We start from the raw sequence: 14,078 nt of genomic DNA, 5'->3' as shown, positions 1-14,078 counted from the left end.
TCACACTGTCGAACGGACCGTGTCGTCGTCGAAGAACGCGAGGTCGTGGATGCGAGAATCGGCCGTCAGTTCTGGGTGGAATGCGGTGCCGACAAGCGGGCCCTGACGGACCGCGACTGGACGACCGTCCCAGGCGGCAAGCACCTCCACGTCGGAGCCGACACTCTCGACCGCAGGGGCGCGGATGAATACTGCGGGAAACGTCTCGTCGAGTCCCGCGACAGATAGCGGTGCCTCGAAACTCTCTCGCTGACGGCCGAACGCGTTTCGCTCGACGGTCACATCGAGCAAGTCGAGTGTCTCGACGCGCTCGTCGCCCGAGTCTGCACTGACCAGAATCAACCCCGCACACGTCGCAAGCATCGGCTTGCCGGCCGCAGCGTGTGCTCTGAGTTCGTCGGCGATACCTTCCCGATGGACCAGCCGCGAAATCGTCGTCGACTCGCCGCCGGGCAACAACAACACGTCACAGTCGGGGACCGTGCCGGCCGTCCGAATCTCCGTGACGGTCGTGTCGAGTCCGTGACTCTCCCCGGCACGCTCTATCGCCCGAGCGTGTTCCGAGACGTCACCCTGGACTGCCACGACCCCTGCGGTGACTGCCATATCTCAGATTACGACTACCCGGAAAAAAAGGCCGCGGTTACGGCGATACCTCTGTCGGCGATAGGGTGCTGCTTTAGAAAACCCGCCTCAGTCGTCGTCAGTCGGCTCTTGTTCGACTCGTGCGTTCTCTGGTGGGTGACTGTACAGCATTCCTCGGCTCGGACTATGTTGTGCCATACCAACCTTGAATAAGTGGACGGGTATAAGATTGTCCCTTATATTTCCTAATAGAGTATCGAGAAATGCCGTCTTATCGGCCCAGAAAACTGGATGTTTTCAACCGGTCAGGACTGCACGCGCGGCGAAGGCGAGATTTTCCTTGCGCTCACGGACACGGCGATAGAAATACGAGAACCACTTGCTCCCGTAGGGGATGTACTGATAGACAGGGATACCCTCTGCAGCCAGCTCTGTCTGTGCGCTCTCGCGGACGCCCATCAACATCTGGACCTCGTAGGGGGTGCCGTACTCCTCGTGAAGCTCCCTGGCGTAGGATATCATCTCGGGGTCGTGGCTGCCGACACCGATTCCGCCGTCGAACTCCCTGAACGCGTACTCGAGCAGGTCTTTGTACACTGCGTCGACAGTGTCTTTGTCCTTGTGTGCAATCTCTGCTGGCTCGTCGTAGGCACCTTTGACGAGCCGGACCTTCCCGGGGAGGTCAGCGAGCTGCTCGAGGTCTTCGCCGGTGCGTTTTAGATTCGCCTGCACACAGAGCCCCATGTTACCGTCAGTCTGCCGGGTGTATTTCTCGTAGGCGTCAAGCGTCGTGTCCGTCGTCGTGTGGTCTTCCATGTCGACCCAGACGCGACAGTCCGCCGCATCCACGATACGGCCGAGATTCTCCTCGAACACCTCACCGCTGATATCGATACCCAACTGGCTTGGCTTCACCGAGACGCAGGCGTCTGCATCGCGGTCGGCAATCATCCTCGCCAGCTGAATGTACTCCTCGGTGTCCTCGGTGGCGTTTGCCGGGTCCTCGTAATGCTCTCCGAGGAGATTGAGGATGCCAGCGACGCCATCATCGTTCAGGCCCTCGACGTGAGACAGTGCCGAGTCTGGTGTCTCGCCGGCAACGAAGTTGTTCGCAATCGGCGGTATCATACAATCTACTGGGAGCTATCGGTTCTTGAAACCTGCTATTCGCAGGACGAAAATGAACGGACAGCGGATTACTCTTCGACGATGATGGCGCCCAGCTGACCGATGGCAGCGTGGGGCAGACACTCATAGAGGATGACACCCGGCTCCTCGAAGGTCTTGCTCCAGGTGAAGCCGCTGTTCTTGATGCCGGAGTCGAAGTCACCTCCCTCGTTCGCGGTGACGGAGTGCCCGTCGCTGACCCACTCCCAGGTAACCTCTGTGCCGGGGCTGATGCGGACCGCAGCAGGACCGAAGGCGTAGTCGGGCTCGTTCGCGCCGTTCTCGATGGTCACTGCATCCATCCCTTTCATGTCCTCGATGGAACCGTCGTAGCCGTTGGCGTCGGCAAGATACTCGTCGACCTGGCTGGCGGCTTCACCGCCGCCGTCGCCGCCGTCGCCGCCGTCGCCGCTGGACCCTTCGCCCTCGACGATGATAGCGCCGAGCTGGCCGATGGCAGCGTGGGGCTGACACTCATAGAGGATGACACCCGGCTCCTCGAAGGTCTTGCTCCAGGTGAAGCCGCTGTTCTCGATGCCGGAGTCGAATTCGGCACCCTCTGTGGCGCGCACGCTGTGGCCATCACTGACCCACTCCCAGGTAATCTCGGTTCCCGCATCGACACGGACTGCGGCCGGACCGAAGGCGTAGTCGGGCTCGTTCGAGCCGTTCTCGATGGTAATTGCGTCCTGGCCGGTCTTGTCTGCGATAGAACCGTCGTAACCGTTGGCGTCGGCAAGATACTCGTCGACTTTGGCTTTGGCGTTGCTGCCGCCACCGCCGCCACCGCCACCGTCACCGACGATGATAGCGCCGAGCTGGCCGATGGCAGCGTGGGGCTGACACTCATAGAGGATGACACCCGGCTCCTCGAAGGTCTTGCTCCAGGTGAAGCCGCTGTTCTCGATGCCGGAGTCGAACTCGGCACCCTCTGTGGCGCGCACGCTGTGACCGTCACTGACCCACTCCCAGGTAATCTCGGTTCCAGGGTCGACCTGAATTGCGGCCGGACCGAAGGCGTAGTCGGGCTCGTTCGAGCCGTTCTCGATAGTTACCGAATCCTGGCCTGTCATGTCCATGACCTCGCCCTCGTATCCGTTTGCCTCGGCCAGATACTGGTCTACCTTCTCTTGGGGCGACATACCGCCGCCGTCACCGCCGTCTTCGCCGCCGTCGCCACCGTCCTCGCTGTCCCCGGCTGTCCCGGGAACACCCTGGGTGTCTGCGAAGGGACCGATACAGCCGGCGAGTCCCATCGCCAACGATGCGCCGCCCGCCTTCAGTAACTTCCGTCGGTCGCTATCAAAGTCCGTCATTTATCTGGTCGTGTTTGAGTTACTACGCGGTTTGATTGAAAGCTTCGGTTTTCCTCGCGAACCGAGAATGGTATCGGCCGACTCCCGTGCGTTGTCGCAGCCTCAGCTCGGGTCTCCGTCGGTACGTGGGCTCGTGGGGTGATACGGTGTGTCGTACTCTCCGGGCCTGTCGTCGAGTCTGTCGGGGTTGATATATCCACCGAGCAGCATGAAATCGAGGATGACGAGCCGGAGCATCGCCTCCAGGACCGGCACTGCCCGGGGCATCAACACGGGGTCGTGCCGACCGACGACTTGGACCTCCTTTCGCTCCTCGGTCTCCCAGTCGACGGTCTCCTGTCGCTTCGGAATACTGGTCGGAGCGTGCCAGGTCGCCTCGCCGTAGATTGGTTCGCCGGTCGTGATGCCGCCCTGTAGCCCGCCGTGGTCATTGCCTTCCGGAACTGGGTCACCCGCCTCACTTACCGTCTCCTGTCGCGACCCGTCGTCGAACTCCCAGTCTTCGTTTCGCTCGCTGCCCCGCATCGTCCGGGCGTCCCACCCGGCTCCGAACTGGAAGGAGGTGACCGCGGGGATAGCAAACACTGCCTGGCCGAGCCTGGCCGAAAACGAGTCGAACCGGGGCGCGCCGAGCCCGCGCGGGACGCCGCGACACTCGAAGTAAACTGCGCCTCCGATAGAGTCGCCCTCCTGTTGGTACTCGTCGATTGCCTCGCGCATCTGCGCCGCGGTCTCGGGGTGGGCACACCGCACGTCGTTTTCCTCGGTGTGTTCGAGCATCTCTTCGAAGCTAACCTCGGGTGCCTTGATGTCGCCGACCTGGCTGACGTGTGCTTTGAGTTGTATGTCGTGGTCGCTCTGGTCGAGCACCTGTTTTGCCACCGCGCCAGCCGCGACCCAATTTACTGTCTCGCGCGCGGACGAACGCCCGCCGCCACCCCAGTTGCGCGTCCCGAACTTCGCCGAGTAGGTGAAATCGCCGTGTGAGGGGCGTGGTGCCGTGACGAATGGCTCGTATTTCCCCGACCGGGCGTCTTTGTTCTGTATGACCATCCCTATCGGTGTCCCTGTGGTGTAGCCGTCCTGCAGCCCGGAGTTGAGTGACACCTTGTCCGGTTCACCACGCGAGGTCGTTATCATCGACTGCCCGGGCTTGCGGCGGTCGAGTTCTGTCTGGATATCGCTCTCGTCGAGTTCGACGCCTGCCGGACAGCCCGACACTGTACAGCCCATCGCCTCGCCGTGGGACTCGCCGAAAGTCGTTACCTGAAAGAGTTGGCCGAACCGGTTCCCGTTCATTGCCACCTACTCGGTAACCCGGGACCTAAAACATCACGTCCGCGGAACCGCTACTCGTCGCCGAGCAATTCGTTGACGATGCGGTCTGGCTCGAACCGCTCGATATCATCGTAGTCTTGCCCGGTCCCGAGGAACAGAATCGGCTTCCCCGTGACGTAGGCGACAGAGATTGCCGCGCCGCCCTGCTGGTCGGCGTCGGCTTTGGTCAGGATGGAGCCGTCGATTTCGGCGGCGTCGTTGAACTCCGTCGCGCGGTTGACAGCGTCCTGTCCGGCGACCGCTTCGTCGACAAACAGCGTCATATCTGGGTCGATGACGCGGTCGATTTTCTCTAACTGGTCCATCAGACCCTCGTTCGTGTGGAGCCGACCGGCCGTATCACCCAACACGACATCTACGTCGTTCGCGTCTGCGTACTCGACGGCGTCGTAGATAACCGCCGCAGGGTCCGACCCCTGTTCGTGAGAGATAATCTTCTTGCCGAGGTTGTCGGCGTGTTGTTCGAGTTGCTCGTTGGCACCCGCTCGGAACGTGTCGCCGTTTGCCAGCACCGTCGAGAGGCCGCGTTCCTCGAAGTAGTGTGACAGCTTCGCAATCGTGGTCGTCTTCCCGACGCCGTTGACACCCGTGAAGATGATGACGACGGGTTTCTCACTCTCTGTGACCCGCTCGTCGAACTCGAACTGCCCGACGCTGATGACGTCGTACAGCGATTCCCGCAGCGCATCACGCACCAGATTTCCAGTGCTGGAGAGTCGACGGCGTGTCTCGCCGACGAGATTCTTCTCGACGCCGTCGAGAATTTCCTGTGCGACCTCCATCTCGACGTCGCTTCCCAGCAACGCGAACTCGAGTTCTTCGAGATGGTCCTCGAGGTCGTCCTCGTCGACGACCGTCTTGCCCGTCGCCAGCAGTTTGGCACGCTCACGGAAGCCGCGCCCGTCGTCCGTGGGTTCGGCCTCCTCGTCTGTCTCTTCGGTCGCTGCTGGCTCGCCGTCTACCGGTGGCTCAGCCTGTACGTCGGCATCTGGCTGTACTTCTGAGTCGAGGTCTTCTTCGGGGACCTCCGCTTCCGGGTCGTCGGGTTCGCTGTCCTCTACCTCGACATCCTCTTCGGCGTCCTCGGTGAAGCTCCCGAGCTTGTCTTTGAGTCCGTCGAACATGGCGCCAGCTTACTCGTCGGGCTGTTGCTGCTGGAGCTGCTGCATCTGCTGTTGCTGGAGCTGCTGAGCGCGGTCTTCGAGGTCGCCGGCTTCAGCCTCCAGCTCTTCGATTTCGGACTGGATGTCCTCGATGCGGCTGTCGAGGTGCTCCTTTTTCGATTTGAGGGTCTCGATTGCACCTTCGCTGTCGCGTTCCGCGGCGTAGTCAGCGCCGAGGTCGACGATAATCTCGTCGATGTCGGCGATCTCCGCACGGACGTAGGCATCGCCGCCGAGCGGGACTTGAACCATCGAATCAGACTCGAGCGTCTCGATTGCTTCGACGGCGTCGTCGATTTCGCTCTTTTCTGTCTGCAGCGAGGAGATTTCGCCTTGCAGGACTTCCTGTTGCTGTTCGATTTCTTCGATAGCCTGTGCGATTTCCTGTAGCTGCCCGCCGCCACCGCCACCGCCGCCACCGAGGCTCATTGTGACACCTCTTCGATTTCGACCTGCGGCCGCTTGAGCCCGTGTTTCGAGCCGAAGTTCGCGTAGACGTGCTCTGTCGCGACGTTCTCGTTTTCTGCTTCGAGCTCTTTCTCGAAAGTCTGCCAGCCATCCCGGGCCTTCCAGCGCCCAGTGACCGTGTATTCACTCATACAATTTGGTCCGATACGTAGCGGGAAGAATCTTGCTACTTGAGGGTCGCCCGACCACAATCTATAAATTTCACTCCCGTAAACACTCATCCACATTGAACAGGGCCTCCAGGTCGTCTCTCCGCATCTAAGCGGTGACGACCGGCTGGCCGGCTGTGGGCGTTACCCGGGCCGTCCGACGCGGACTGGGTGGCGTTACGCTTTCGGCCACTGGCTCGCGCACCCTTCGGTAGCTGTTTTGCCGCGAGCCGCTCCTTTCACGACAGAGACGAGTCGCTTCCGTTGGGGTGTGCAGGTCCAGCACGCAGACTGCCAGCCACCGATGCCCATCATCAATGCGACTCACGCAACGACCACGACCGTACCGCTCGCGAATCACGAACCGGCCGACCCACGCTGAACGGCCGTCCGCTTGCCGGCTGCAGGGAGGTGGTCGGTCATGACGCTCTCTCTGGAAGCACAGGTCACCGACGGCCCCGACACATATCGCTTCGGTACCGCCGACGGACTGCACTCCTCCGATGCGTTCCGCACGTCCGAACTCCTGTTACTCGACACGCTGTGGGACCTGTCACTTGGCGACGTACTCGTCGTTCAGGGGAACTACGGCGTCGTTCCGACTGTGCTCGACGCCGCGGCGGGAACTGTCAGGATGACCGAGACCAGTGCCCGAGCAGCCCGCATCGCTCGGGAGAACCACGACCGAAACGGCGCGTCGGCCGACATCGCTCTGGCCGGGCCAGCCGCCCTTGAAGAGACGTTCGATACCGTCTGTTACGCGCCGAATCCATACACTCCCCTTGCAGTCGGAAAACAGCGACTCGTCGACGCGCTCTCTGTACTCCGCGATGGGGGACGGCTCTACGTCGCCGGGGACAGCACTGCCGGAGTGGAACGATACGAACGCTGTCTCGCGGACCACGCCACGGCGGTCGAAACAGTACGTCGAGACGGCGGTTGCCGAGTCCTCGAAGCGACCCGGGGCAAGAACGTCGACGCCTCCGAGTTCGTTACCCGCCGGACGGTAACCGCCTGCGTCGACAGCGTCGACTTGACGATGGTCACCGAGCCGGGGCTGTTCTCCCCGGGCGACCTCGACGACGGAACGCGACTCCTGCTCGAAACAGCGACCGTCGAGGACGGCGAGACGGTTCTCGATCTCGCCTGCGGATACGGGCCAGTCGGGGCATACGCCGCGGCGAGTGCCGACGCCGAGGTAATCCTGACCGACGACAACGTCCGTGCGACCGCCTGCGCGAGGGCCACACTGGACGCCACCGGCGTCGACGGGCGAGTCCTCACTGCGGACTGTCTTCGGGGGGTCGATACCACGGTCGACCGCGTTCTGTGTAACCCGCCGACCCACGCCGGAAGCGGCGTCCTTTCGGAGCTGTTCTCCGGTGTCGGGCGAGTCCTCGGTTCCGACGGCGAGCTTTCGGTCGTCCACCACCGGACGCTGAACCTCGACACGTACCTCGAACAGGTCGGCCAAGTCGTCGGCCGAAAGACCGGCACGGACCACACCGTCGTGACGGTTCAGTCAGAGTAGCGTCACGACGGACGCAGGAATCGGTACCGTTCGAACACGCGCCGTTGGTGTCGATGGTATGGCGGGCACTCAATCGCAGGGCGTTTAGTTCCTGGGCCGCTATCGGTCGGTAATGAGCAAGCCGAGCCCAGAGGTCTACGAGGAGGGCAAGGGGATGGACGCCCACAATCAGGCGATGCGGGAGATACGCTCCCGGAAAGACGAAACCTACGACCCTACCGAGCCGACCCGGGTCTGGCTCGACGAGGACAACACGCCAGACGGCGTCTACGACTCGCTGACTATCATCCTCAACACCGGCGGCTGTCGGTGGGCCCGCGCCGGCGGCTGTACGATGTGTGGCTACGTCGCAGAGAGCGTCGACGGCGGCACGGTCGCCCACGAGGACCTGATGACACAGGTCGAGAAATGTCTCGACCACGAGGCAGAGAGCGCCGACGAGCCCGCCGGACAGGTAAAGATCTACACGTCCGGCTCGTTCCTCGACGAACGCGAGGTGCCCGCCGAGACACGGAAAGCCATCGCCGAGACGTTCGCCGACCGCGACCGCATGGTTGTCGAGTCACTTCCCGACTTCGTCGACCGCGAGAAAATAACCGACTTCACCGACCACGGTATCGAAACCGACATCGCCATCGGACTGGAGACGGCGACCGACCGGGTGCGCCACGACTGTGTCAACAAGTACTTCGATTTCTCAGAGTTCGAGCGGGCGGCCGAGGCCGCTGTCGACTGTGACGCCGGTATCAAAGCATACCTCCTCATGAAGCCCGCGTTCCTCTCGGAGGCGGAGGCCATTGAGGATATGGTGCGCTCGGTCGAGCGGTGTGCTGGCGTCGAGGGCTGTCACACTGTCTCGATGAATCCCTGTAACGTTCAGCGGCATACGATGGTCGAAGACCTCTATTTCGGTGACGGCTACCGGCCGCCGTGGCTCTGGAGTGTCGCCGCAGTCCTCGAAGGGACTGCCGATGAAGACGTTATCGTCGTTTCGGACCCAGTCGGCCACGGCAGCGACCGTGGCCCGCACAACTGTGGCGAGTGCGACGACCGTGTCCAGCGGGCAATCAAAGATTTCAATCTCCGACAGGACCCGGCAGTCTTCGAGCAAGTCTCCTGTGACTGTGAACTGACATGGGAGACGGTTCGTGACCGCGAACAGAGCTACTCGATGCCGCTCACGCGATAATATCGCTCCTGCCTCCTCGCTCGCCGCGGAACTATTATATATCTGCTACGTGACTCTGTGGGTGTAAATGACAAACAAACAGCAATGCAGAGAGGACACTGAGGACAGTTCACGAACGGTCGCGGCCCTCGTCATGCTCGCGTTCGTCGTGTTGCTGGCAGGCTGTACAGTCACCTACGAGGCGGACATCGCGTCTGACGGGAGTATCGACCAGCTCTCCGTCGAAATCGACATGGGCGAAGAATTATACCAGAGCGCACAGGCACAGGCCCAACAGGAGGGGTACGACAGCGTCGGCCAGTACCTCTTCGACGGCGAGGGTAACAACGAGATAGACGAGAGTGCGTGGGACTCGGTAGAGATTAGCGACGACGGAGAGAGCACAGTCGGCTACACTGCGGAGGGTGGCACCGCCGACGGCCTCGAAAACGTGACCATTACCGTCGACGAGGAGGCCAGCGAAGTCACGTACGTCGACACCGAAGGTGTCGAGACGGACACCGGTAGCGCGTCTGCCGACTTCGGCGAGGTACAGTGGGAGTACACCGTGAACATGCCCGGCGAGGTTACCGATACCAACGGGAACGCCGACGGAGCGAGCGTGACGTGGACCAGCGACGAACACGAGAACGTGACCGAACTGCGGGTAACAAGCGAACAGACCGGCGACAGCGACGGCTCCGGCCCCGGATTCGGACTCCTGACCGGCCTCGTCGGTCTGGCTGTCGTTCTCGGCCTGGGAGTTGCCAGGCGAACGCGCCGATAGTCGGCTGGTCCCGCTTCTCGCGTGGTGCGGTGATTTAGTCGACGGTGAAATACCAGTCTTGACGGTTCTATACGCCTAAAACGAGCGTTTCACAAGAAAGAGACGTTTCCCAAGAAAGATACCCGAGCGTTCCAAACGGGAAGGTACCCGTGACAAACACCCAGGTCACCCACATTCAGATAGACAACTACGGTCCCTGGACCGTGACACCAGAACCGCGTCGGGAAGTCGACCTTCAGACGCTTCAATCGCGGCTGTATGCCGACCTCTCGCAACTGTTCGGTAATCGAGACGGCTACGTTTTCTTCACCCGGTTCGACAACATGGTCGCCATCTCGAACGGTATCGGTATCGAGGCCCACGAATGCATTCAGGAATCGATTTCGAACCGCTATCCGGTGACGATGAGTCTCGGTGTCGCGACCGGGCGCAGTCCAGTGAACGCGCTCGGCACTGCGACCGAACTCCTCCAGGAGGCTGGCAGCGCACAGGACAAACACCGCCGAGAGATTCTCAAAGGCCGTCCCATCGACGATGAATTCCGTACTGACGAGGATGTGCAGGTTGCACACTTTGACGTCGATAACGCCACCGAAAAATACACCGACCAGCTTAACGAGTTCGATACGTTCATCAACATCGAGCAAGGGTACGCGGAGCTGATGCAGTATATGCGCCGAGCCCACGATTCACTGTCGTTTTTCGTCGGCGGCGACAATATTATCGCACTCTGTCCGGACCTCGACCGAGACGCCTACCGCGATGCCGTCGACCACGTCAAAGAGGCTGTCGACGTCCAGCTCAAGGTCGGCGTCGGTCGAGGGGCCAGCGCCTCCGACGCCGGCATGGACGCGAAACACGCACTCGAAGAGTGTCGTGCCGCCAGCAAGACGGTCGAACTCGACCTCTGAGACGGTCATCTCTCCGGATAGACACGCTAATCTACCAGCTATGTGTGTGGTGTACATAAACGTGCTGTAGGTATCTTTTTCCCCGAGTATGCTAAATAGTACCACATATGAACAGGGACGTAACCGTGCAGGACGTGATGGACCGAGAGTACGTCGGTGTAAGTGAATCGGACGAACTCGTCGATACCGTCGAGTTGCTTCTGCGAAACGACGCCGACACGGCCGTCGTCCAGCGCGGGAACGAACTCGTCGGAGTGGTGACTCAGGAGGATGTCCTCGCGTTAGTCGTCGACGGACCCGAGCCCGGGACAGCGGCCGTCAGCGATGCGATGACCGAGAGCGTCCCCACAGTGTCACCCGAGACAGGACTGGACGCTGCTGCCGATATGATGTCTGCCCGCGAATCGCGTCGGCTCGTCGTCACCGCCGGTCCCGAGCCGATGGGTATCCTCTCAGAGCGTGACCTGCTCGCCGGCCGCGACCTCGGTGGACCAGTCGAATCCCGCGACGGCGGGGGCGCTGTCACGGATGCCGGCGCCGAGATGGAAGCTGATAGTACGCGGACCGGCTTCGAGGACCAGAGCATCTGTGAGGCCTGTGGCACCTTCGCCAGCGACCTCTCCTCGTTCAACGGACAGCTGTTGTGCTCTGACTGTCGGGCGATGTAACTGTCCGCGCGCCGTAGCGGTGCGTACTCGCAATGGAGATACTGACGCCCTCTCTGTCGGCTGCAGAACGGCTCGTCGAGCAGTGGCTCTCCCTCGCGGAGAGCCAGCGGCGGTTCGAGTCACACCTCCTGGTGTCCGAAAACCGGACTCGGATTCGGGAGTCTATCTGTAACCACATCGCCACCGGGCGGTTACTGGTTGCACGGGATGAGGCTATTCGCGGGTTTATTATGTTCACCATCGAAGTCGGTGGCTACGAGCAGGATGTAACCCGCGGACTCATCGAGAACCTCTATGTCGACCCAGACTACCGTAACGACGGCGTCGGCTCGCGACTGCTGGGTAACGCAGAGACAGAACTGCAAACACAGGGTGCCGACGTAGTCACACTCGACGTGATGGCGGCAAACGAGGCCGGTCGTCGGTTCTACCGGCGGCACGGCTACGAGCCACATCGATTGGAACTCGAAAAGGATATCTCCGAACGCGAGGAGTGAGACGACCTCGCCGGCTGTGACCAGCCACCAAGATTTAACACCGTGGTAACTCTCACCGGTAGTGGACACATCCCCGTCTTCAGCTATGAGCCCTCCACCGACCACCTCGACAGACGATGAGTCACAGGAGTCGACGCCTTATCTCGCAGACTCGTCCCATCTCTCGGGCGAGGGATGGCAGGTACGGCAGTTTCTCCAGCCAGCCACTGCTGTACTCCTGTTTTGTCTGCTTATCGGCGTGGCCGTCCACGCAGTAGTTCGTGAACAGGAACGTCTGGTCGTTGCCGGTGTCGATGCCGGTGTGCTTAGCTGGCTGTACGGCCTCTCGCTCGCATTTCTCGGCGTAGTCCTGTTGCCGGGACTCGTCTCGGCCCCCGAACGCCTTATTCGGGTGGCCAGCCGGCTTCGAGACCGGCCTGCCGCCGTCGTCAGTCTCGGCGCCGTCAGTTTCCTCGTCGCGGCCGGGTCGCTGTTTCCGTTCATCACGTCCGAGGCCGAAAGCCGCCCAATCCTCCCCTTACAGCCGCCGGTCTGGGGCGAAACAAGTGAGATATATCTCCCCGGGTGTCAGGCCGACATCGTCGATGGCGTCTGCCATGGGACGATGCGGTTTCCGCTGGGAACGAACCCCCGGGGACAGGACCTCGTGACCTCGACGCTACTGGGACTAAACACGAGTCTCAAGGTCGCAGTGTCAGCGACTGTCATCGCCGCGACGCTCGGTATCGTGGTCGGCGTCACGGCAGGCTATGTCGGCGGCCGGACCGACGAGTTGCTGATGCGCTATGTCGATATCCAGCGGTCGGTGCCGTTCTTTTTCGTATACATCCTGCTGTTGCTCGTCGTCGGGCGAGGATACCCGTTTCTGGTGCTCGTCTTCGGGTTGCTCTCGTGGGGTGGTATCTCTCGTACCGTCCGTAGTGAGGTCGTTCAACGCCGGGAAGACCCGTACATGCAGGCAGTGGAAATCTCTGGCGCTGGGACACCCCGAGTAATCATCCGTCACCTCATCCCGAACGTGTCGAACACCGTCATCACTGGTGCTGTTGTTCTGTTTGCGAAGTTCGTTCTCTACGAAACCTCGCTGAGTTTCCTCTCTCTGACCAATCCCGTCATCCCATCACTGGGGAACGAACTCGCCCGCGCTACCGGCATGACGAGTGCAGACCCGTTCGCTGCGGGACAAACTTCGGTACCCTGGGACTGGTTTCTGCACCTGCATATCGTGCTCGTCCCTGCATCCGTGGTGTGTTTGCTGTTACTCTCTGTGAGTATTCTGGGCGACTCGCTCCGTGACGCACTGGACCCACGAACGTAGCGTCAGTCCCCGATTCGTGGGTCCAGCGCGACTGCAAGCAGGTCTTCTGCGAGATTAGCGAGGATGACAATCATCGCGACCAGCCAGGTCGTCACCAGTAACACCGGAACGTCGTTGACCGCTGCTGCCTGCCAGAGTAACGCTCCGAGCCCGGGTATCGCCAGGACTGCCTCGACGACGAACACAGACACGAGCAACAGGCCAAGCACCTCGGCCACGAACAGCGACGCAAACGAGGCGGCGCCGGCTTTGAAGACGTGTCTGGCGATGCCAACTGTCCCTCTGCCCTTTGCTCGCAGTGTCTTGATGAACTTCTTGGAGAGGAGTTCGCTGCTCTGTGCCCGGACGTAGCGAATCTGTGCCGCGGCCACGTGCGTTCCAAGAATCACTCCCGCCGCGGCAAGCCAAAACAGGTTCCACCGGTTACTGAATCCTGCCTCGATAGTGTAAAACTGCGCGTCAATCTGGTAGGCCTGGCGCGTGATGTACCGGAAGACCGCGATGCCGAGAACGAAATTCGGCACCGCAAACACCACGTAACTAAGGCCCCGTATCAGCCCGTCAGACCACCGCCCCTGGGTAGCGGCGGCCGTATATCCCAGCAGGGTGGCCAGTGTGATGCCGAACACGAGCGCCGGCAGGAGATACGCGGCAGTGACGACGGCGCGCTCGACAATTAGCCCGCCTACAGGGTCGCCAAACCGAAGCGAACGCCCCCAGTCGAGCGTGAGCAACGACTTCACCCAGTCGAGATACTGGAGATACAGCGGGTCGGCAGGGTCCCAGAAGGCGTTGTCGATTTCCAGCGCCGGAAGTCCGGTACTTTCGACCTCGCTTACGTCTGGTGCGGCTCGCGCGACCAGAAACAGAATCCCGGTGACAACGATACTCGCGAGTGCGGTCCATGCGGTTCGGTAGAGGATGTATCGCGTTCGACTCATGTGGAGGGCTCCGTGCTGTAGTGTGCCGGATAGGGAATCGACATGTCCGACTCCTATCACGGGGTGTCCTC

15 protein-coding genes are annotated in these 14,078 nt (G+C 61.4%); 7 read left to right on the top strand and 8 right to left on the bottom strand.

Translation table 11 applies throughout. The features are described 5' to 3' along the window. The 7 genes from pdxT to rpl18a all read right to left on the bottom strand — a co-directional run bounded on the left by pdxT (position 1) and on the right by rpl18a (position 6,168). Entirely contained in the window at positions 1-606 is a 606-nt protein-coding gene (gene pdxT / locus BLR34_RS03845; protein WP_092699627.1) for a pyridoxal 5'-phosphate synthase glutaminase subunit PdxT, read from the bottom strand. Between the two features lie 276 nt (positions 607-882). After that, positions 883-1,713 carry a proline dehydrogenase family protein gene (locus tag BLR34_RS03840; RefSeq protein WP_092699625.1) on the bottom strand — a complete coding sequence of 277 codons (831 nt, stop codon included), beginning with the start codon at positions 1,711-1,713 and terminating at the stop codon, positions 883-885. 68 nt (positions 1,714-1,781) lie between these two features. Further along, positions 1,782-3,068, bottom strand: coding sequence for a halocyanin domain-containing protein (locus tag BLR34_RS03835; RefSeq protein ID WP_092699623.1), 1,287 nt, complete (start codon positions 3,066-3,068; stop codon positions 1,782-1,784). 102 nt (positions 3,069-3,170) lie between these two features. Continuing rightward, positions 3,171-4,367, bottom strand: a complete 1,197-nt coding sequence (gene aroC, locus BLR34_RS03830) for a chorismate synthase (protein WP_092699621.1) — start codon at positions 4,365-4,367, stop codon at positions 3,171-3,173. Positions 4,368-4,417: 50 nt separating this feature from the next. Next, on the bottom strand, positions 4,418-5,530 hold the full coding sequence (gene ftsY / locus BLR34_RS03825; RefSeq protein WP_092699619.1) for a signal recognition particle-docking protein FtsY: 1,113 nt from the start codon (positions 5,528-5,530) through the stop codon (positions 4,418-4,420). Between the two features lie 9 nt (positions 5,531-5,539). Then, the gene (gene pfdA, locus BLR34_RS03820; RefSeq protein WP_092699617.1) at positions 5,540-5,998 is read right to left on the bottom strand and encodes a prefoldin subunit alpha; all 459 of its coding nucleotides are present in this window, start codon (positions 5,996-5,998) and stop codon (positions 5,540-5,542) included. Continuing rightward, entirely contained in the window at positions 5,995-6,168 is a 174-nt protein-coding gene (gene rpl18a / locus BLR34_RS03815; protein ID WP_092699615.1) for a 50S ribosomal protein L18Ae, read from the bottom strand. Before rpl18a ends, pfdA begins: the two co-directional genes overlap by 4 nt. 439 nt (positions 6,169-6,607) lie before the next feature. On the opposite strand from rpl18a, the gene BLR34_RS03810 reads away from it, so the two are divergent. From BLR34_RS03810 to BLR34_RS03780, 7 genes are all read left to right on the top strand, one after another. Continuing rightward, the gene (locus BLR34_RS03810; protein WP_092699613.1) at positions 6,608-7,717 is read left to right on the top strand and encodes a methyltransferase; all 1,110 of its coding nucleotides are present in this window, start codon (positions 6,608-6,610) and stop codon (positions 7,715-7,717) included. A 112-nt stretch (positions 7,718-7,829) separates the two neighbouring features. Next, positions 7,830-8,906, top strand: a complete 1,077-nt coding sequence (locus tag BLR34_RS03805; protein ID WP_092699611.1) for an archaeosine biosynthesis radical SAM protein RaSEA — start codon at positions 7,830-7,832, stop codon at positions 8,904-8,906. Between the two features lie 67 nt (positions 8,907-8,973). Then, positions 8,974-9,672, top strand: a complete 699-nt coding sequence (locus BLR34_RS03800; protein ID WP_092699609.1) for an LppM family (lipo)protein — start codon at positions 8,974-8,976, stop codon at positions 9,670-9,672. Positions 9,673-9,821: 149 nt separating this feature from the next. Continuing rightward, on the top strand, positions 9,822-10,583 hold the full coding sequence (locus BLR34_RS03795; RefSeq protein WP_092699607.1) for a GTP cyclohydrolase III: 762 nt from the start codon (positions 9,822-9,824) through the stop codon (positions 10,581-10,583). A gap of 107 nt (positions 10,584-10,690) precedes the next feature. Further along, positions 10,691-11,251 (top strand): CBS domain-containing protein, encoded by a 561-nt coding sequence (locus BLR34_RS03790; RefSeq protein ID WP_092699605.1) that lies wholly within the window; start codon positions 10,691-10,693, stop codon positions 11,249-11,251. Positions 11,252-11,283: 32 nt separating this feature from the next. Continuing rightward, positions 11,284-11,748, top strand: a complete 465-nt coding sequence (locus BLR34_RS03785; RefSeq protein WP_092699603.1) for a GNAT family N-acetyltransferase — start codon at positions 11,284-11,286, stop codon at positions 11,746-11,748. A gap of 85 nt (positions 11,749-11,833) precedes the next feature. Beyond that, on the top strand, positions 11,834-13,066 hold the full coding sequence (locus BLR34_RS03780; RefSeq protein ID WP_092699601.1) for an ABC transporter permease: 1,233 nt from the start codon (positions 11,834-11,836) through the stop codon (positions 13,064-13,066). 2 nt (positions 13,067-13,068) lie between these two features. On the opposite strand, the gene BLR34_RS03775 is transcribed toward BLR34_RS03780, so the two are convergent. Next, on the bottom strand, positions 13,069-14,007 hold the full coding sequence (locus tag BLR34_RS03775; protein ID WP_092699599.1) for an ABC transporter permease: 939 nt from the start codon (positions 14,005-14,007) through the stop codon (positions 13,069-13,071). Positions 14,008-14,078 lie beyond the last annotated feature (71 nt).

Source organism: Halovenus aranensis (assembly GCF_900100385.1).
Lineage (GTDB): Archaea > Halobacteriota > Halobacteria > Halobacteriales > Haloarculaceae > Halovenus > Halovenus aranensis.
This window is presented reverse-complemented; position numbering and strand designations above follow the sequence as displayed.